Here is an 18,307-nt window from a genome sequence, read left to right on the forward strand (position 1 = left end):
GCCGCCGTCAGGCGGCGGACGGCGCGCGGAAAGCGCCGCCGACGCGCCGGGGGAGGCGCGGGCATCCGTCGGACGACGGGAGCGCGGAGTCAGTCGGCGAGGGCGAGAGCGCGGAAGATGTCGCGTTCGCGCAGCTGCTCGCGGCGGCTGACGGGGGCGGCGGGCGTCCGCACCGGCGGCGGATTGCCCGTGGTCCGCGAGTAGAGCTCGTCGATGAGACCCGTGGCGAGGCGCACCAGCGAGCGGATCTCGGTCTCGTCGCGGTCGATCCAGGCGCAGCGCGGTTCGTCCCGCAGGGGCACGAAGTCCTGGTGCTCCTCCCAGACGACCAGCGTGCGCTCCGCGCCGAGCACGTGTTGCTGCCACCAGACCTGCCGCAGGTAGGTGCGCGGGATGGAGCGCCACGACTTGTTGGTCGTCTTGATCTCGGCGAGGACGACGCGGCCGCCCAGGTCGACCATGATGCCGTCGGGTGTCGCGAGGTGGCGCCGCTCGACCTCGGCATGGAACAGGGCGGACGACGGCTGGATGCCGTGGGTCGCGGCGACCCATGCCGCGATCTCGGGCTCGCGCCGACGGCCGTGGTCGGTGTACGCGTTGCCGCTGAAGCCCGATCCGTTCAGCTTGGCGTCGGCGGCTCGGGCGATCGACTTCTCGCTCGTCAGTCCCGCGACGTCCGTGGCGGTGATCCCGCGCGAGCGGGCCCGCAGCCACGCGACCCGGTCGCGGGAGTCCGCGACGATCCGGGCGGCGAGTTCAGGGGACACCCCGAAAGCCTACGCTCGGCTCCCGTCACACCCGGCCACGACCCGCCGCCGTGAGGACGCTCTCGCCGGCGGCGACTCAGACGGCTGCGAGACCGACGGTCAGCGCATCCCCCGAGAGCGCGTACTCGACCGCGAGCATGCTCGCGCCCAGGACGCCGGCCTTCTCGGCGGTGCTGGACTGGACGATCGACAGGTGCTCGGTGGCGAGCGGGGTCGACCGTGTGTAGACGACCTCGCGGACGCCCGCGATCAGGTGCTCGCCGACGCGTGCCATCGACCCGCCGATCGCGATGACCGACGGGTTCATGAGGCTCACGCACGTCGTGAGCACCTCGCCGATGTCTCGCCCGGCCTGACGCACGGCCTGGATGGCGTCGACGTTGCCGCGCTTGACGAGGTCGACGACATCGCTGCCGGTCTCCGCCTCCACTCCCGCGGCCCGTAGGGCGCGCGCGATCGCCGGACCGGAGGCGAGGGCTTCGAGGCAGCCGCGATTGCCGCAGGTGCAGGGCACGTCGCCGCCGCGGGTGACGTGGACGTGTCCGATGTCGCCCGCGACACCCTGCGCACCGCGCTGCAGGTGCCCGTCGGAGATGAGACCCGCTCCGATCCCGGTCGCGATCTTCACGAACATCAGGTTGTCGACCGCCGGCCAGACGACGGCGCGCTCCCCGAGCGCCATGATGTTCACGTCGTTGTCGACGAGGACGGGGACAGGCAGGTGCTGCTGGATCCAGCCCGGGATGTCGAACCCGTCCCAGCCGGGCATGATCGGCGGATTCGCGGGTCTGCCGGTCGAGTGCTCGACGGGACCGGGGACCCCGATGCCGATGGAGGCGAGGCTCCGGACGTCGCGCCCGACCTCGTCCAGCAGGGCGCGCGCCCCGTCGACGAGCCAGGTCAGCACGGCCTCCGGTCCGCTCGCGATGTCGATGGCATCCGTTCGCTCCGCGAGCACGGTTCCGGCGAGATCGGTGATCGCGACGGTGGCGTGCGACGCGCCCAGGTCGGCACCGAGCACGACCTTCGCGGTCGGGTTCAGCGCGAACTGGGAGGGCGGCCGTCCGCCGGTGGAGACGCCGTCGGCGACGGGGGTGACCAGTCCGATCCGCATCAGCTCGTCCACGCGCGCGGCGATCGTGGACCGGGCGAGCCCCGTCGCCTTCGCCAGTTCGGCGCGCGTTCGCGGCACGCCGTCACGGAGCAGCTGGAACAGCTCGCCGGCGCCGGGGGCGAGTGCGGGGGAGTCGGTCATCGTTCACTTCTTCCGGGGAGGGGAGGGGGAGGACCCGAGAGTCGATTCTCCCCCGCCGCGTCATGCCGTGCGCGCGGGGTCGCCCCCGCCGCGAGCGTCGATCAGGTGGTGCGACCCGGTCCGCGTGCGAAGCGCTGCTGCAGCAGGACGGCGATGACGATGATGACGCCCTTCGCCACGGCCTGCACCGAGGAGGTGAGATTGTTCTGCACGAACACGTTCGTCAGGGTCGCGAAGATCAGCACGCCGAAGACCGTCCCCGTGATCGTGCCCCGGCCGCCGATCAGCAGGGTGCCGCCGACGACCACCGCGGCGATCGCGTCGAGCTCGTAGAGCTGGCCGTTCACCGAGCTGCCCGCGGTCGTCCGCCCGAGGATCATGACGCCGGCGATGCCGGCCGTGAGGCCCGAGATCGCGTACAGCCACATGACGTGCCGCTTGACGTTGATGCCGGCGAGGCGGGCGGCTTCCCGGTTGCCGCCGATGGCGACCGTGCGGCGGCCGAACGTCGTGCGGTTCAGCAGGACCCAGCCGAGCACGGCGACGAGCACGAAGATCCAGATCAGCATGTCGATGCCGAGGATGTCGAGATTCATGAAGGTGATGAACTCCCGCTGCCCGCCGACCTGCAGCGTGCGGCGCTCGGCGAGGATCTCCGCCAGTCCGCGGGCTCCCACGAGCATCGCCAGGGTGGCCATGAAGGCGACCACGTTGCCGTAGGCGATGACGATGCCGTTGAGGAAGCCGGCGAACACGCCGACCGCGAGCGCGATGATCACCATCACGATCCAGTGCGTCTGGTCGGCGAGGTCCTGGACGACGGCGAGGGCCGCGACCACCGACGCGAGGCCCATCACCGACCCGACCGACAGGTCGATGCCGCCGGCGATGATGACGAGGGTCATCCCGATGCTGATCACGCCGATGATCGACGCCTGACGGAGGATGACCATGATGTTGGAGACGCCGAGGAACGTGTCGGGCGCGGTGACGGCGCCGACGATCACGAGGACCAGCAGCGCCAGGACGAGGCCGAGGTTGCGCCCGACCGATCCGGACAGGACCCGGCGCCAGGCGGGTTGCCGCTCGGTGGTGACGCTCGTGGTGGTGGACGGTGCGGGGTCGGTCGGCGTCAGCGGAGCCGAGGCCCCCGACGTGGTCTGCTCGCTCACGCGGCGCTTCCTTTCATGACGAGGTCGAGCACGCCGTGCTCGTCGATCTGTGTGGCGGGGAGGGTGGTGAGGACCCGGCCGTCGGCGATCACCAGCACGGTGTCGGACAGCCCGATGACCTCCTCGATCTCGCTCGAGACGATGACGACGGCGTTGCCGGCGGCGGCGAGGCGGCGGATGAGGGCGTAGATCTCGGCTCGCGCGCCGACGTCGACGCCGCGGGTGGGCTCGTCCAGGAGCAGCACGCGGGTGCCGTGCACGAGCCACCGCGCGAGCAGGATCTTCTGCTGGTTGCCGCCGGAGAGTGTGCGCGCAGGCCGGTCCGGGTCGGCCGGCCGGAGCTCCAGGGCCTCGATCTGCTCCCGCGCGGTCTTGCGCTCGGCGCGCGCGTCGAGGAACCCGCCCTTCGCGAAGCGGGTCATCGACGACAGGCTGACGTTGACGTAGATGGGCTCGTCGAGGACGAGTCCCTGGCTCTTCCGCTCCTCCGGCGAGAGGCCCACGCCGGCACGGACGGCGGCGACGACCGAGCCCCGCCGGAGCGGGGCGCCCGAGACGCGGACGGTGCCGCTCGTGGCCTTGCGCGCGCCGTAGACCGTCTCCAGGATCTCGGAGCGGCCCGACCCGACGAGACCGGCGAGGCCCACGACCTCACCGGCGCGGACGGAGAAGGAGACGCCGGAGAAGACACCGGCGAGCGCGAGATCCTCCACCTCCAGCACCGTCGGGCTGTCGGCGGGCAGGGGCGGCGCCGCGGGGAAGACGTTCGCCACCTCGCGACCGGTCATGAGCTTGATCAGCTCGGCGGTCGGGGTGTCGGAGACGGGGAGCCCGGTCGCGGTGGTGCGGCCGTCCTTCAAGACCGTGATCCGGTCGCCGATCTGCCGGATCTCCTCCAGGCGGTGCGTGATGTAGACGACCGCGATCCCCGCTGCGGTGAGCTCGCGGACGACGCCGAACAGGTTCTTGACCTCTTCGGTGTCGAGGACGGCCGAGGGCTCGTCCATGATGATCAGCTTGATGTCGTGGGAGAGCGCCCGCGCCATGCTCACGATCTGCTTGTTGGCGGCGCTGAGGTGGCCGACCTCGGTGTGGGGCGACAGATCGCCGTGGCCGAGACGCCGCAGCAGCTCGCGCGTGCGGGTCGCCGCCTCCGACCGCTTCGTGAACCCGCCGCGCGCGATCTCATGACCCAGGAAGATGTTCTCGGCGATCGTGAGGCCGTCGACGACGTCGAGCTCCTGGTACATCGTCGCGATCCCCAGGGCGAGAGCGGCATCGGGATCGACGATCTCCACGGCGTCGCCGTTCCACGAGATCTCGCCGTCGTCGGGCCGGTGGACGCCCGCGAGGGTCTTGATGAGGGTCGACTTGCCGGCGCCGTTCTGGCCGAGGACGCAGTGCACCTCGCCGGCTCGCACGTGCAGGTCGACGCCTTTGAGCGCTCGCACCCCGGCGAAGGACTTCGTCACACCTCGGACGTCGAGTAATGACGATTCATGGTCAACTTTGATCACGCGGCGAACATAACATGCCCTCGGGTACCACCGCGACCCTTCATCCGACGAGGGGACCGGCGTGCCCTTCGCGGGGTACGACCGCGCGGGAGGGCGAAATTCCGCGGATCAGGGCCGTAGTTGACTTATGTCGATCCGATAACAGAAGTTGACAGAATTGCGTTTGCTTCTGTTACGTTGAGTCCCGTCAGTGCCGACGATCCTCACCCGACTGTGGGGCCCGAGCGTCGCGCCGACCCGAGCACCTCACCCGGCTCGACCCACCAGGGCTGCACCACATTCAAGGAGGAAGACATGCGCTCACACATCAACGCGCGTTCGCGGCTGATTCTCACCGGCGTCGCCGCGCTCGCCGCGATCGGCCTGCTCGCCGGCTGTACCGGCACCGGTGCCGACGAGGAGAACGTCGTGGACCAGGGGACCACCACCGAGGAGAACGCGGAGTCGGGCGACACCGTCGTCATCGGCTTCTCGGGCCCGGCGGCGGACCACGGCTGGCTCGGCGCGATCAACTCCGGCGCGCAGGCCGCGGCCGACAGCTTCGACGACGTCGACCTGAAGGTCGCCGAGGGGACGAACGACCCGATCGCGCAGATCGCGGCCGTCGAGACCTTCGTCAACGACGGCGTGGACGCCATCGTGCTGCTGCCCACCGACGGTGCCGCCCTCACGGAAGCCGCGGTCGCCGCCATGGAGGCGGGCATCCCGGTGATCAACGTCGACCGCGAGTTCTCGAGCCCGTTCGCCGCCCGCGCGACGGTACTCGGCGACAACTACGGCATGGGTGTGTCCGCCGGCACCTACATCTGCGAGCAGCTGAGCGACAACCCGGATGCCGTCGTCGCCGAGATCGCCGGGATCGACTCCCTGCCCCTCACGCAGGACCGCTCGCAGGGCTTCGCCGATGCGCTCGAGGACTGCGGACTCGAGGTCTCGGCCCGAGTGGCCGCCGACTTCACCGTCGCAGGCGGCGAGTCGGCCGCGTCGCAGCTGCTCTCGGCCAACCCCCAGATCGACGCGCTGTGGAACCACGACGACGACCAGGGCGTCGGCGTGCTCGCCGCGATCGCCTCGGCCGGGCGCGACGAGTTCTTCATGATGGGCGGTGCGGGCAGCCGCAGCGCGATGGAGGCCATCGAGGCGGACGACTCCGTTCTGAAGGCGACGGTCATCTACCCGTCGACGCAGGCCGCGGACGGTGTCGCGCTCGCTCGCCTGATCGCGCAGAACAAGACGCTCGGCGACATCGTCACGCCCGGCATCCCGAACCGGATCGTCCTCGACGCGCCGGTCGTCACGAAGGACAACGTCGACCAGTTCATCGACCTGTCGTTCGAATGACCCCGTGCGGGAGGCGTTCGCCGGCCGGTGAGCGCCTCCCGTCACACCTCGAGGAAGGACCCTGCGTTGACCGAACCGCTTCGGATCGCCATGATCGGCCACGGCTTCATGGGCGCCGCGCACTCCCAGGGGTGGCGGGTCGCCCCCCGGTTCTTCGACCTGGCCCGTCAGCCGGTGCTGCAGGTCGTGGTCGGACGGAACGCCGCCGCGACGGCCGCCGCCGCCGACAAGTGGGGCTGGGAGGAATCGGCCACCGACTGGCGCGACGTCCTCACCCGTGACGACATCGACGTCGTCGACATCGTCACCCCCGGGGACACGCACGCCGAGATCGCTCTCGCCGCGCTCGCCGCGGGCAAGCACGTGCTGTGCGAGAAGCCGCTGGCGAACACCGTCGCCGAGGCGGAGGCGATGGCGGATGCCGCGGCGCGGGCCGCCGACCGCGGCATCCGCTCGATGGTCGGGTTCACGTACCGCCGTGTCCCCGCCGCCGCCTTCGCGCGGGATCTCGTCGCCGCAGGGCGGCTCGGCGTGATCCGGCAGGTGCGCGCGGAATACCTGCAGGACTGGCTGATCGATCCGGAGTCGCCCATGACGTGGCGGCTCGACAAGGAGCTCGCCGGGTCGGGGGCGCTCGGGGACATCGGCGCGCACGCCGTCGACCTCACCGAGTTCATCACCGGTCAGCGGGTCGAGTCGGTGTCGGGGATCATCGAGACACTGGTCTCGGAGCGGCCCGTGCTGGCCGAGGGCGTCGGCCTGTCCGGCACCGCCGGGACCGAGCGCGGAACGGTGACCGTCGACGACGTCGCGCTGTTCACCGGGCGGCTCTCCTCCGGGGCGCTGGCCTCGTTCGAGGCGACGCGGTTCCGCACCGGGCGGAAGAACGCCCTCCGCATCGAGATCTCCGGGTCGCGCGGCGCCCTGGCCTTCGACCTCGAGCGCTTGAACGAGCTCGAGTTCTACGATGCGACCGCCGCGGACACCGAGCTGGGCTTCCGCCGCATCCTCGTCACCGAGCACGACCACCCGTATGTCGGACCGTGGTGGCCGACGGGTCACATGCTCGGCTACGAGCACGGCTTCTCGCACCAGGCGAGCGACTTCGTGGCCGCGATCGCGGCGGGCGAGCAGCCCCGGCCGTCGTTCGCGGACGGCCTTCACGTCCAGCGGGTGCTGGCTGCCGTGGAGCGGAGCTCCGACACCGGCAGCGCGTGGGTCCCCACGGCACCCTGACACACACATCACGTCGAGAAAGGAATCGCGATGGCGCGACCGATCACACTGTTCACCGGCCAGTGGGCCGACCTCCCGTTCGAGGAGGTGGCGCGGCTCGCCGGCGAGTGGGGCTACGACGGACTGGAGGTGGCTTGCTGGGGCGACCACCTCGACGTCTCCCGCTGGGATGACGAGGCCTACGTGCAGGGCAGGCGGGACGTGCTCGAGCGGAACGGCCTCGCCGTCCACGCGATCGCCAACCATCTCGGTGGGCAGGCCGTCTGCGACGACCCCATCGACCAGCGCCACCGCGACATCCTGAGCGATCGCGTCTGGGGAGACGGTGACCCCGAAGGCGTGCGCCGGCGTGCGGCGGAGGGAATGAAGGACACCGCGCGGATGGCGGCGGCCCTCGGCGTGAGCACCGTGACGGGCTTCACCGGCTCGTCGATCTGGAAGTACGTCGCCATGTTCCCGCCCGCTACCGCGGAGATGGTGGATGCCGGCTACGAGGACTTCGCGGCGCGGTGGCATCCCATCCTCGACGTGTTCGAGGAGGTCGGTGTGCGCTTCGCGAGCGAGGTGCACCCGTCCGAGATCGCGTACGACTACTGGACCACGCAGCGCACGCTCGAGGCGATCGGCCACCGGGAGTCGTTCGGGATCAACTGGGACCCGAGCCACATGGTGTGGCAGGACCTCGACCCCGTCGGCTTCCTCTGGGACTTCTCGGACCGGATCTACCACGTGCACTGCAAGGACACGAAGAAGCGGCTCGGCAACGGACGCAACGGGCGGCTCTCGTCGCACCTCGCCTGGGCCGATCCGCGACGGGGCTGGGACTTCATCTCCACCGGGCACGGCGACGTCCCGTGGGAGGACGCGTTCCGCATGCTCGACGCGATCGGCTACGCCGGACCGCTGTCGGTGGAGTGGGAGGATGCCGGCATGGACCGGCTGGTCGGTGCGCCGGAGGCGCTCGCCTTCGTCCGCCGGCTGTCCACCTACGTGCCGTCCGGCGCGGCATTCGACGCCGCCTTCAGCAGCCGCTGAGCCGCTCGGCGTCCCGTCGCCGGAGTGGGGGATCCGGGGCGGGGCGCCGAGCGCCGTCCCCGCCCGCGCCGCGCGCCGCCGCGCCGCTTTGCGCCGCGGCGCCGCCCGCCTTCGCGCGCCTCTCCGACGCCGAGCGCGCCGGCTAGCGCCGAGCGCGCCGGTTTCTGCGCGGCAGCGGGCGGCGCTCTCGGCAGCGGGCGGCGCGCTCGCGGCGGCGCGCTCGGGCGCTCTCCACCGCCGGGGGCGCGGAGGCGGTGTCCACCGGTCGGTGCGACGCGGCGCCGGGGGAGAGGACACCGCACGCACGCTGAGCGCATGCAACACCTCGGTGCGCCCTACCTGCGCGAACTGCTCGTCCGCCGCAAAGACCTCGTGCGGCAGGGCTGGACCCGCTCGCGCATCGACGGCGGACTCGCCGGCGGCGGGCTGCGCCGGCTGCGGCGCGGCTGGTACCTGCCGGACGCCGACTGGCAGGGGCTGTGGCCGGAATCGCAGCATCGAGCCCACGTCGTCGCGGTGCAGGAGTCCGCCGACGTGCCGCCGGTCTTCTGCCTCACGTCTGCGGCGGTCGTGCTCGGTCTGCCGCTGTACCGGGTGAGGGTCGACCGCGTGCACACCGCCGTCGCGCCGGTGGGCCGCCACTCCGCTCAGGCGGTCGTCCGGCACCGGGGTGAGCTGGCGTCCGAGGACATCACCCGCGCGGGCGGACTCCTCTGCACCTCGCTGCAGCGCACCGTCTTCGACCTCGCGCGGCTGGCCAGTCCCGAGGTGGCGATCGTCTGTGCGGATGCCGCCATGGGGCGGGTCGCCGGTCCTCCGCGGCAGTACGACGTCGCCGCCGCGGAACGGTGGCGCGACGCGCTGCGCGAGCGCGTCGACGCGGCGGCGGGAGCCCGCGGCATCCGTCAGGCCCGAGAGATCGTCGAGATCATGGACGGCCGTTCGGAGCTGCCGCTCGAATCGGTCACGAAGCTGCAGCTGAGACGCCTCGGGTTCGCGCAGCCGGGCCTGCAGGTGAGGGTGCCGGGTCCGGGACCGTCCGACTACTGGCTCGACATCGAGCTCGAGGAGGCGGGCGCCTTCTACGAGTGCGACGGCGAGGTGAAGTACACCGACGAATCAATGCGCTCCGGCCAGACGCTGGAGCGCATCCTCCTCGACGAGAAGCATCGTGAGGACTGGGTGCGCGGCACGACCGGTCGGCGGGTGCTGCGCGGCGGGACCGCGCACGCCGTCACGCCGGCCGCCCTCGCCGCACGGCTGACGAGCTTCGGCGTCTCGCTGCCATCGCGTCGAGCGCGCCTCTTGCTGCCGAGCGCGCCGCTTCTGGCGGGACAATAGCGGGCGCGTTCGGCAGCAACCGGCGCGCTCGGCGAGGCAGCGCGCGGCTGGCGGGCGGCGGGGCGGCGGGCGAAGCGGGTGCCGCGATTTGGTGGGCAGGTGGGGGGCGCGTACACTGGGGCACAAGCCAAAGACCGTCGGTCATCGGCGTGCGTCAGCACACCGATCGAAGCTCTGCAGTGCAGGGGCCCGCGCAGGTGTACGAACTTCCGGGAAACCGGGCTTGAAGCTCCGTGCGCTTGCGCCGGAGCTTTTGTCATTTCAGCCCGACGTCCCGGCCGACGCCCCGCCACCGCGGCGCGTCTCGAACAGATCAAGGAGTGACCATGGCGCAGAAGGATGCATCGGTCGCCGAGCTCACGAAGAACTTCGAGGACTCGAACGCCGTTCTGCTGACCGAGTACCGCGGTCTGACGGTTGCCCAGCTCAAGGAGCTGCGCAACAGCATCCGTCAGGACGCGCAGTACGCCGTGGTGAAGAACACGCTGACCAAGATCGCCGCCAACAAGGCGGGGATCACCGCGCTGGACGAGGACCTCAAGGGCCCCTCGGCTGTCGCATTCGTGCACGGCGACTTCGTCGCCACTGCGAAGGCTCTGCGTGACTTCGCCAAGGCCAACCCGCTTCTCGTGATCAAGGGCGGCATCTTCGAGGGCAACGCCCTGAGTGCCGACGAGGTCAACAAGTACGCCGCGCTCGAGAGCCGTGAGGTTCTGCTTGCGAAGGCTGCGGGCATGATGAAGGCGACGATGGGCAAGGCCGCGGCCACCATCGACGCGCTTCGCGAAAAGCTGGAGACCGCCGACGCCGCGTGAGCGGACGGCGAGCTCTTACCCACAAACCCCCATCTATCTAGGAGATACATCATGGCGAAGCTCACCACTGAGGAGCTGCTCGAGCAGTTTGCCGGCCTGACCCTCGTCGAGCTCAGCGAGTTCGTGAAGGCGTTCGAGGAGAAGTTCGACGTCACCGCCGCGGCCCCCGTCGCCGTTGCCGGTGCCGGCGGCGGCGCTGCTGCCGAAGAGGTCGAGGAGAAGGACTCCTTCGACGTCGTCCTCGAGGCTGCCGGCGACAAGAAGATCCAGGTCATCAAGGTCGTCCGCGAGCTCACCTCGCTCGGCCTCGGCGAGGCCAAGGCCGTCGTCGACGGTGCTCCCAAGGCCGTGCTCGAGGGCGCGAACAAGGAAGCCGCCGACAAGGCGAAGGACGCCCTCGAGGCTGCCGGCGCGACGGTCACCGTCAAGTAAGGCTGACACCTTTCCGGAGGGCCTCGGATGCTTCGGCATCCGGGGCCTTCCGCCTTTTGCGGACGGATGCCTCAGGGCAGGTTGCCGACGATGGCCGATGCGTCGTCGTCGACCGCGGCCGTCGAGCTGCGGACGATGAGCCGCGCGGGCTCCGCGACCCGGACGGCCGGCGTCGTCGCCTCTTCGAGCTGCGCGAGCAGCAGGTCCACAGCCGCCCGGCCCTGCTGATGCGGGCGCTGCTGCAGCGTCGTGAGCGAGAACATCTCGGCGTACTCGTGGTCGTCGATCCCGACGACGCTCAGGTGCTCCGGGACGCGGATGCCGAGGCGTCGCGCCGCGATGATCGTGCCGACGGCGACCTCGTCGCACACCCCGACGATTGCGGTTGGGCGGGTGAGCCGGTCGCCGAGGAGGTCGACGGCCGCGCGGTAGCCGCCCGGCATGGTCGCCTCGCAGCGCACGTGGCGCGCGGCATCCGCCAGGCCCGCATCGTCCATCGCGGCGAGGTAGCCCGCCAGCCGCCGCCCGTCGCCGAAGCTCATCCAGGTCCGGTCGGGGTCGCCACCCACGAACGCGATGGACCGGTGTCCGAGGCCGAGCAGGTGCTCGGTGGCGATCCGCGCGGCAGCGTGGTCGTCGATCGAGACGGCGTGTGTGGCCGCCTCGAACCCGCCCACGCTGACGACGGGCTTGCCGAACGCGAGCAGGCGCTCCAGCTCGGAGGTGCTGGGCTCGATGCCGACCGCGACGATGCCGTCGAAGCGTCGCCGGGCGAGGAAGTGCTCGAACATCTCGCGGCGCACGTCGGACTCCGGCGGGGCGCCGTACAGGGCGAGGTCGTAGCCGCGCTCCAACAGCGCCTCCTGCACACCGGCGAGCACCTGTCCGAAGAACCAGCGGTCGAGGGCCGGGATGACGACTCCGACGGTCCGATGGCGCCCGGTCACGAGGCTCACGGCGCTCGTGGTGGGGACGTAGCCGAGGTCCTTGGCGGCGGCCCGCACGCGCTCCCGCGTGGCATCCGACACGTAGCCGGACCCGGTCAGCGCGCGGCTCGCGGTCGCCTTCGACACGCCCGCGGCGTGTGCGACGTCAGCGATGCCCGCCATCGTCCCTCCTGCGTCCTCGGAGTGTGGAACCGATTCCAGCCCCATTGTGCTCGGTCGCTGCAGGAGACGCCACTGATTCACCCGTATTTACCGAGTTGTGATCATCGTGCGATTGTGCCGGCATCCCGCATCCCTTACCGTGAACATGGAAACGGTTCCCTACGTTTCTTCGCGGAAGTCCGGGCATCCGCCCCTTCCGTCGCTATGAGGAGGCAACAATGACGTCATTCCGATCGCCCCGCGGACGCCGCGCGATGGTCGCGCTGAGTGTGGCGGCCGTGGCTACCATGGCCCTCGCCGGCTGCGCCGAGGGTGGTGAAGAGCCCGCGGACGACGCGTCGATCGAGGGCGAAACGGTCCGCATCTCCGGTGGCATCACCGGCATCGAGGCCGAGAACATGCAGAAGTCGTTCGACAAGTTCACCGAGGACACCGGCGTCATCGTCGAGTACACCGGTGACAAGGCGTTCGAGGGCAACATCGTCACGAAGGTCCAGGGTGGCGACGCCCCCGACATCGGCATCGTCCCGCAGGTGGGCCTGCTGAGGACGCTCATCGAGACCGGCGAGGTCCAGCCCGCGCCCGAGACCGTCGAGGCCAACGTCGACGAGAACTGGTCCGAGGACTGGAAGGCGTACGGCACCGTCGACGACACCTTCTACGCGGCACCCATGCTCGCCAACGTCAAGGGCTACGTCTGGTACTCGCCGGCGTCGTTCGAGGAGTGGGGCGTGGAGGCTCCCACCACGTGGGACGAGATGATCACGCTCACCGAGACGATCCGCGAGGAGACCGGTGAGGCGCCCTGGTGCGCCGGCTTCGAGTCCGAGGCGGCATCCGGCTGGCCCGGCACCGACTGGATCGAGGACCTCGTCCTCCGCCAGGCCGGCCCCGAGGTCTACGACCAGTGGGTCGCCGGTGACGTTCCGTTCACCGACCCGCAGATCAAGGAGGCGTTCGACGCCGTCGGCGAGATCCTCCTCAACCCCGAGTGGGTCAACGCCGGCTACGGTGACGTCGCCAGCATCAACTCGACCGCGTTCGGCGACGTTGCGGCGAAGGTCGCGGACGGCAGCTGCCCGCTGACCCACCAGGCCTCGTTCCTGTCGGCCAACTTCCTCGACGTGCAGACGGCTGAAGGCGAGACCCCCGTGGTCGCTCCCGACGGCGACGTCTACGCGTTCGTCCTCCCCGGCTTCTCGGAGGACGCAGCGGCGGTCGAGGTCGGCGGCGAGTTCGTCACCGCCTTCTCGGACGACGCGGCCACGGTCGCGGTGCTCGAGTACATGTCGACGCCGGAGTGGGCCGACGAGCGCGTCAGCCTCGGCGGCAACATCTCGGCGAACCTGAACGCCGACGCGAGCCTGGCCGGCAGCGAGTTCCTGCAGGAAGCCATGGCCCTGCTGCAGGACCCGAACACGACCGTGCGCTTCGACGCCTCCGACCTGATGCCGGCCACCGTCGGCTCCGGCTCGTTCTGGCGTGGCATGGTCGACTGGATCGACGGCAAGGACACGGACACCGTGCTCAGTGACATCCAGGCCGGCTACGAGAACTGATCTAGCCGACAACCGACGAGGCCGCTCGCACCCGCGGGCGGCCTCGTCGTCCCCCACCTCAGGTCCAGTGGAGAACTCGGAAGGTATTCATGACTGGCACCATTCAGGCACCTGACACCGCGCGCAATACCGGCGCCGGCGGTCCGGACGCATCCACGCGGAAGTCGCGCCGCAGTCGCATCGCACCCATCGTGCTGGCGGTCGCCGGCATCGTGGTGGTCGCACTGTTACTCTTCATGGTCACGCGCGCTCCCGTCGAGGATGCCCGCCCGACCTCTCTCGGGTTCTCGCTCAATTCGTTCTTCCAGTGGCTCGGCGACCTCGGCCCGCTGGTGCAGATCCCCCTCGTCCTGCTGGCCTTCGCCGTGGTCGTGGGGCTGATCCTGCTCCTCATCGAGTTCGCCCCCCGTCCCGGCCGGTTCTACTTCTGGCTGCGCCTGGTCTCGTGCTTCGCGATTCCCGTGCTCGCGTTCATGCTGCTGCGGCCGTACCAGAACGCCGTCGTCTACGTGCTGGCGATCGCCGTGATCCTCGGCGGCGCGCTGTTCTACGCCGATCTGCACGCCCGGCAGGGCGCCGGATCGCTGTTCCAGCTGGTGCTGTTCGCAGCCCCCGCCGGCATCCTCCTGCTCATCGGGCTGATCTACCCCGCCATCGCGACGGTGATCCAGTCCTTCTTCGACAAGACCGGCGACGAGTTCGTCGGACTCGAGAACTACGTCTGGGCGTTCACGAACCCGCAGGGCTTCTGGTCGGTGATCAACTCGATCATCTGGGTCATCGTGGCGCCGCTGGTCGCGACGGTCGTCGGCCTGGCCTACGCCGTCTTCATCGACCGGGCGCGCGGCGAGCGGATCCTGAAGGTCCTCATCTTCATGCCGTTCGCCATCTCGTTCGTGGGCGCCGGCATCATCTGGAAGTTCATCTACGACTTCCGTCAGGGTGATCAGGTGGGCCTGCTGAACGCCATCGTCACGGCATTCGGCGGAGAGCCGGTGTCGTGGCTCGCCATCCAGCCGCTCGTGAACACCCTGCTGCTGCTCCTCGTCTTCATCTGGAGCCAGACGGGCCTGGCGATGGTGATCCTCTCGGCGGCCGTCAAGGCGGTGCCGCCGGAGCAGATCGAGGCGGCCTCGCTCGACGGCGCGAACGCGTGGCAGCGGTTCCGCAACGTCACGGTGCCCGGCATCCGCTCGTCCATCGTCGTCGTCGTCACCACCATCGCCATCGGCGCGCTGAAGGTGTACGACATCGTCGCCGTCATGACGGGCGGTCGCTCGGACACCACGGTGCTGGCGTTCGAGATGGTCAACCAGCAGCAGCGATTCCAGAGCTACGGCCACTCCGCGGCACTCGCCGTCGTGCTCTTCCTCTTCGTGGTCCCGCTGATCGTCTTCAATGTCATCCAGATCCGAAAGCAGAGGGAGATCCGATGAGCGTCGGGGTCATCGAGCCGATTCCCGAGACGCGCAACTCGCGTCAGGTCGCCCGGGATACGCGCAAGCACGAGAAGATGGCGCAGAAGCGCCTCACGTCCCGCGGGGCGACCATCGCCGCCCTCGCGATCGCGGTCGTGTGGACGATCCCCACGCTGGGGCTGTTCATCACGTCGTTCCGGCCCGGCGCCGACACGCAGTCCACCGGCTGGTGGATGGTGTTCGTCGACCCGGAGTTCACGATGAGCAACTACCAGCAGGCGCTCACGGCGGGTGGCACGACGCTGACGCTGGCGGAGTCCTTCGTGAATTCGCTCGCGATCACGATCCCGGTCGTGTTCTTCGCCCTGGCGGTCGCGTCCCTCCTCGCCTACGCGTTCGCGTGGATCGACTTCCGCGGCAAGAACATCCTGTTCGTCGGGGTGTTCGCCCTGCAGATCGTGCCGCTGCAGATGGCCCTCGTGCCGCTGCTGAGCCTGTTCTCGCGCGGTCTGACGATCAATGACGTGCTGATCTTCCCGGGCCTGGAGCTGCGCGACGTGGATCAGAGCTTCGCGACGATCTGGATCGCCCACACGATCTTCTCGATCCCGCTCGCGGTGTTCCTGCTGCACAACTTCATCGCCGAGATCCCCTCGGAGGTGATCGAGGCGGCGCGCGTGGACGGCGCCGGACACGGTCAGATCTTCTTCCGGCTGATCCTGCCCCTCGCCGCCCCGGCGCTGGCGTCCTTCGCGGTGCTCCAGTTCATCTGGGTGTGGAACGACCTGCTGGTGGCGACGATCTTCGCGCCATCGTCCTCTCTGCCGATGACACAATCCCTGGCATCCCTCTCCGGAACCTGGGGCAACCAGTGGTTCCTGCAGTCGGCGGGCACCTTCCTGTCGATCCTGGTGCCGCTGATCGTGTTCTTCGCCCTCCAGCGGTTCTTCGTGCGCGGCCTCCTCGCCGGCGCGACGAAGGGCTGATCCGAGGACAGACGAGAAGAGGGGGGATGCCGCGCCGGCATCCCACCTCTTCTCGTGTCAGCTCATCCGCTGCAGCCGAGGCGCTCCTGCATGGCCGTCATCGCATCGATCTCGAACAGCTGCGCGTTCTTCATGGACTCCGCCACGGTGAGCGCGCGCTCCTCGGAGCCCAGCTCGAGGACGGCGTCGACCATGGGGATCGCGCCCTCGTGATGCCGGATCATGAGGCTCAGGAACAGGCAGTCGGCGTCCTGACCGGATGCCGCGCGGAGCGCCGCCAGCTCCGCCTCGGACGCCATGCCCATCGCCTCGCGCATCTGCTCGTCGGTCATCGGCTCGGTCTCGTCGGCAGCTGCACCGCCGTGGGCGTGCTCGACGCTCGAGGCGGCCATCCACGTCATCGGCTCGCCCAGCTGGGGGAGTCCCCACCGGACGAGCCAGTCGAACATCTCGCCGCGCTGGGCGGACTGAGCCGTCGCGATGTCGTAGGACAGTGCGCTCAGCTGCTCGTCGTCGGTCTTCGCGTGGATGGTCATGGCCATGTCGACGGCCTGCGCGTGATGGATCTGCATGTCCCGCGCGAAGCCCGCCTCGGGCGAGCCGTCTCCCGGGGTGGTGCCGGCGATCCCGAACGTCGAGAAGCGGCCGATCGCGAAGGCGACGGCGGCGATGGCCACGGCGACGAGGAGCAGGACCCACCACGGCGGCAGGGAGCGCTCGAGGACCGGCTCGGCCTCGACGTCGTCGTCGTCGATCGGGGCGTCCGTCACTGCTTGCCGGGCCCGTCGACCGCGCCCGAGCAGGCGGCACCCGGCTCGGGGCCGTTGACGTTCCGCCAGTAGGCGCGGAGGAACTCGCCGATCCGTGCGTCGTCGGCGGAGTCGACCTTCAGCTGGGCATCCCATGCCGTCACGGCGATGGGGGTGTCGAGCCCCTCGTAGGGGGCCAGGATCGTGTAGGTCGAGGGGAGCTGCGCCTTGAGGGCGGACACCTCGGCATCGTCGACCTGGGCGGGGTCGTACGCGACCCAGACGGCGCCGTGCTCGAGCGAGTGCACGGCGTGGATGTTCGGAACGGGCTCCGCGTACACGCCGCAGTTGAGCCACGCCGCGTTGTGGTCGCCGCCCGCGGGCGGCGTCTGCTCGTAGTCGACCTCGCCCTCGACGTGGTTGCCGGAGTGCTCGAAGGTCTCGACGCCCTCGATCGATGCGCCGTCGCCGTCGCCGCGGTCGATGCTGACGGGGCGGGGGGTCAGGACGACGGAGGCGACGACGAGCGCGATCACGACGACCGCGGCCGCGGCGCCGACGATCCACCAGGTCGCCTTCGTGCGGCGCCGCTTGGCGAGCTGCCGCTGGTACTCGGCGAGCTTCTGCTGCTTCTGCTGCTCGCGCTGCTGCTTGACGGTGAGGTTGATGTCGGCCTGCGTCGCGGGGTTGCCGCTCTGACGCTTGCCGGAGGGAGGGTTCGGGGTCATGGGATGATCTCGTTCTCGGGAGGTCGGCGCGGGCGCGCGGTCCCCCCGATTGTATGCGGCGGCATGATGCGGATGCCGGGGCGGAGGCGGGTGCTCAGCGGGTCCATAGGGTCGGGCCGTCGTCGATGGCGCAGCGTGCGGCGCGGCGCAAGGGGGTCTCGCCGGTGCGCAGGCCCGGGCACAATGGGCTGATGACACGGCCCTCACACGAGCACGAGATCGGCATCGGCCTGCGCATGGCGATCATCGGAGCGGTCCTCCTGGTCGTCGCGGTCGGCGTCGGCATCGCTGTCGTCACGACCGACTCGGACCTCATCGACCTCGACGCGTGGTGGAACGCCTACGTCACGACGTTCCTCCCGGGGATCGCCCCGGTGTCGTTCTTCATGAACGTCGCCGGTGCGGGCGTCATCGGGACGTACGTCGTGCCGCTCGTCGGCGCCGCGCTCCTCGCCCTGTTCCGCCGGCCCTGGGGTGCGGTGCTCTTCCTCGCGGCATCCGCCTTCGGTGCGCTGGTCGTGCAGCTGCTGAAGAGCGTCTTCGGCCGCGTGCGACCGGAGGAGATCCTCGTCATCAGCGATCACGGCTCGTTCCCGTCCGGGCACACCGCGAACGCCGCCGTCCTCGCCACCGTCGCGGTGATCCTGTTCCCGCGCGTCTGGGTCCTGATCGTCGGTCTGGCGTGGACGCTGCTCATGGCGTTCAGCCGGACGCAGGTGCACGCGCACTGGCTGAGCGACACGCTCGGCGCCATGATCCTCGGTGTCGCCACGACGCTCCTCGTCGCCGCGGCCCTTGCGATCCCGGTCGTCCGTGAACGGGAGAAGCGTCTCTCACTAGGCTGAGC

At 70.1% G+C, this 18,307-nt stretch carries 17 protein-coding genes; 10 read left to right on the top strand and 7 right to left on the bottom strand.

The features are described from left to right. Positions 1-89: 89 nt before the first annotated feature. The 4 genes from AB3M83_RS04845 to AB3M83_RS04860 all read right to left on the bottom strand — a co-directional run bounded on the left by AB3M83_RS04845 (position 90) and on the right by AB3M83_RS04860 (position 4,666). Positions 90-767, bottom strand: coding sequence for a YqaJ viral recombinase family protein (locus tag AB3M83_RS04845; RefSeq protein WP_412945574.1), 678 nt, complete (start codon positions 765-767; stop codon positions 90-92). A gap of 76 nt (positions 768-843) precedes the next feature. Further along, entirely contained in the window at positions 844-2,022 is a 1,179-nt protein-coding gene (locus tag AB3M83_RS04850; RefSeq protein ID WP_412945576.1) for an ROK family transcriptional regulator, read from the bottom strand. A 101-nt stretch (positions 2,023-2,123) separates the two neighbouring features. Next, the gene (locus AB3M83_RS04855; RefSeq protein WP_412945578.1) at positions 2,124-3,194 is read right to left on the bottom strand and encodes an ABC transporter permease; all 1,071 of its coding nucleotides are present in this window, start codon (positions 3,192-3,194) and stop codon (positions 2,124-2,126) included. Beyond that, entirely contained in the window at positions 3,191-4,666 is a 1,476-nt protein-coding gene (locus AB3M83_RS04860) for a sugar ABC transporter ATP-binding protein (RefSeq protein ID WP_412945580.1), read from the bottom strand. The genes AB3M83_RS04855 and AB3M83_RS04860 overlap by 4 nt, the downstream gene beginning before the upstream one ends. A 339-nt stretch (positions 4,667-5,005) precedes the next feature. Here AB3M83_RS04860 and AB3M83_RS04865 point away from each other — a divergent pair, with 339 nt between their 5' ends. The 6 genes from AB3M83_RS04865 to rplL all read left to right on the top strand — a co-directional run bounded on the left by AB3M83_RS04865 (position 5,006) and on the right by rplL (position 10,911). Continuing rightward, positions 5,006-6,052 (top strand): substrate-binding domain-containing protein, encoded by a 1,047-nt coding sequence (locus tag AB3M83_RS04865; RefSeq protein WP_412945582.1) that lies wholly within the window; start codon positions 5,006-5,008, stop codon positions 6,050-6,052. A 90-nt stretch (positions 6,053-6,142) separates the two neighbouring features. Then, positions 6,143-7,288, top strand: a complete 1,146-nt coding sequence (locus AB3M83_RS04870) for a Gfo/Idh/MocA family protein (RefSeq protein WP_412945979.1) — start codon at positions 6,143-6,145, stop codon at positions 7,286-7,288. A 30-nt stretch (positions 7,289-7,318) separates the two neighbouring features. After that, entirely contained in the window at positions 7,319-8,323 is a 1,005-nt protein-coding gene (locus AB3M83_RS04875; RefSeq protein ID WP_412945584.1) for a sugar phosphate isomerase/epimerase family protein, read from the top strand. A 315-nt stretch (positions 8,324-8,638) separates the two neighbouring features. Continuing rightward, the gene (locus AB3M83_RS04880; protein ID WP_412945585.1) at positions 8,639-9,664 is read left to right on the top strand and encodes a hypothetical protein; all 1,026 of its coding nucleotides are present in this window, start codon (positions 8,639-8,641) and stop codon (positions 9,662-9,664) included. 326 nt (positions 9,665-9,990) lie between these two features. After that, on the top strand, positions 9,991-10,479 hold the full coding sequence (gene rplJ / locus AB3M83_RS04885; RefSeq protein ID WP_412945586.1) for a 50S ribosomal protein L10: 489 nt from the start codon (positions 9,991-9,993) through the stop codon (positions 10,477-10,479). Between the two features lie 51 nt (positions 10,480-10,530). Continuing rightward, positions 10,531-10,911 carry a 50S ribosomal protein L7/L12 gene (gene rplL, locus AB3M83_RS04890; RefSeq protein ID WP_412945587.1) on the top strand — a complete coding sequence of 127 codons (381 nt, stop codon included), beginning with the start codon at positions 10,531-10,533 and terminating at the stop codon, positions 10,909-10,911. 71 nt (positions 10,912-10,982) lie between these two features. On the opposite strand, the gene AB3M83_RS04895 is transcribed toward rplL, so the two are convergent. Then, a complete protein-coding gene (locus tag AB3M83_RS04895) occupies positions 10,983-12,020 on the bottom strand; it encodes a LacI family DNA-binding transcriptional regulator (RefSeq protein WP_412945588.1) in 1,038 nt (345 codons plus the stop codon). 218 nt (positions 12,021-12,238) lie between these two features. On the opposite strand from AB3M83_RS04895, the gene AB3M83_RS04900 reads away from it, so the two are divergent. The 3 genes from AB3M83_RS04900 to AB3M83_RS04910 all read left to right on the top strand — a co-directional run bounded on the left by AB3M83_RS04900 (position 12,239) and on the right by AB3M83_RS04910 (position 15,983). Then, on the top strand, positions 12,239-13,579 hold the full coding sequence (locus tag AB3M83_RS04900) for an ABC transporter substrate-binding protein (RefSeq protein ID WP_412945589.1): 1,341 nt from the start codon (positions 12,239-12,241) through the stop codon (positions 13,577-13,579). Between the two features lie 89 nt (positions 13,580-13,668). Beyond that, positions 13,669-15,015 (top strand): carbohydrate ABC transporter permease, encoded by a 1,347-nt coding sequence (locus tag AB3M83_RS04905; RefSeq protein ID WP_412945591.1) that lies wholly within the window; start codon positions 13,669-13,671, stop codon positions 15,013-15,015. After that, positions 15,012-15,983 carry a carbohydrate ABC transporter permease gene (locus tag AB3M83_RS04910; protein ID WP_412945592.1) on the top strand — a complete coding sequence of 324 codons (972 nt, stop codon included), beginning with the start codon at positions 15,012-15,014 and terminating at the stop codon, positions 15,981-15,983. The genes AB3M83_RS04905 and AB3M83_RS04910 overlap by 4 nt, the downstream gene beginning before the upstream one ends. 62 nt (positions 15,984-16,045) lie before the next feature. On the opposite strand, the gene AB3M83_RS04915 is transcribed toward AB3M83_RS04910, so the two are convergent. Together AB3M83_RS04915 and AB3M83_RS04920 are read right to left on the bottom strand one after the other, a co-directional pair. Further along, positions 16,046-16,753, bottom strand: coding sequence for a DUF305 domain-containing protein (locus tag AB3M83_RS04915; protein ID WP_412945593.1), 708 nt, complete (start codon positions 16,751-16,753; stop codon positions 16,046-16,048). Beyond that, on the bottom strand, positions 16,750-17,460 hold the full coding sequence (locus AB3M83_RS04920) for a thioredoxin-like domain-containing protein (protein ID WP_412945594.1): 711 nt from the start codon (positions 17,458-17,460) through the stop codon (positions 16,750-16,752). Before AB3M83_RS04920 ends, AB3M83_RS04915 begins: the two co-directional genes overlap by 4 nt. A 191-nt stretch (positions 17,461-17,651) precedes the next feature. Between AB3M83_RS04920 and AB3M83_RS04925 the strand changes: the two genes are divergently transcribed. Further along, positions 17,652-18,305 (top strand): phosphatase PAP2 family protein, encoded by a 654-nt coding sequence (locus AB3M83_RS04925; RefSeq protein ID WP_412945595.1) that lies wholly within the window; start codon positions 17,652-17,654, stop codon positions 18,303-18,305. Positions 18,306-18,307: the final 2 nt, after the last annotated feature.

This window comes from Microbacterium pasadenense (genome assembly GCF_047246565.1).
Lineage (GTDB): Bacteria > Actinomycetota > Actinomycetes > Actinomycetales > Microbacteriaceae > Microbacterium.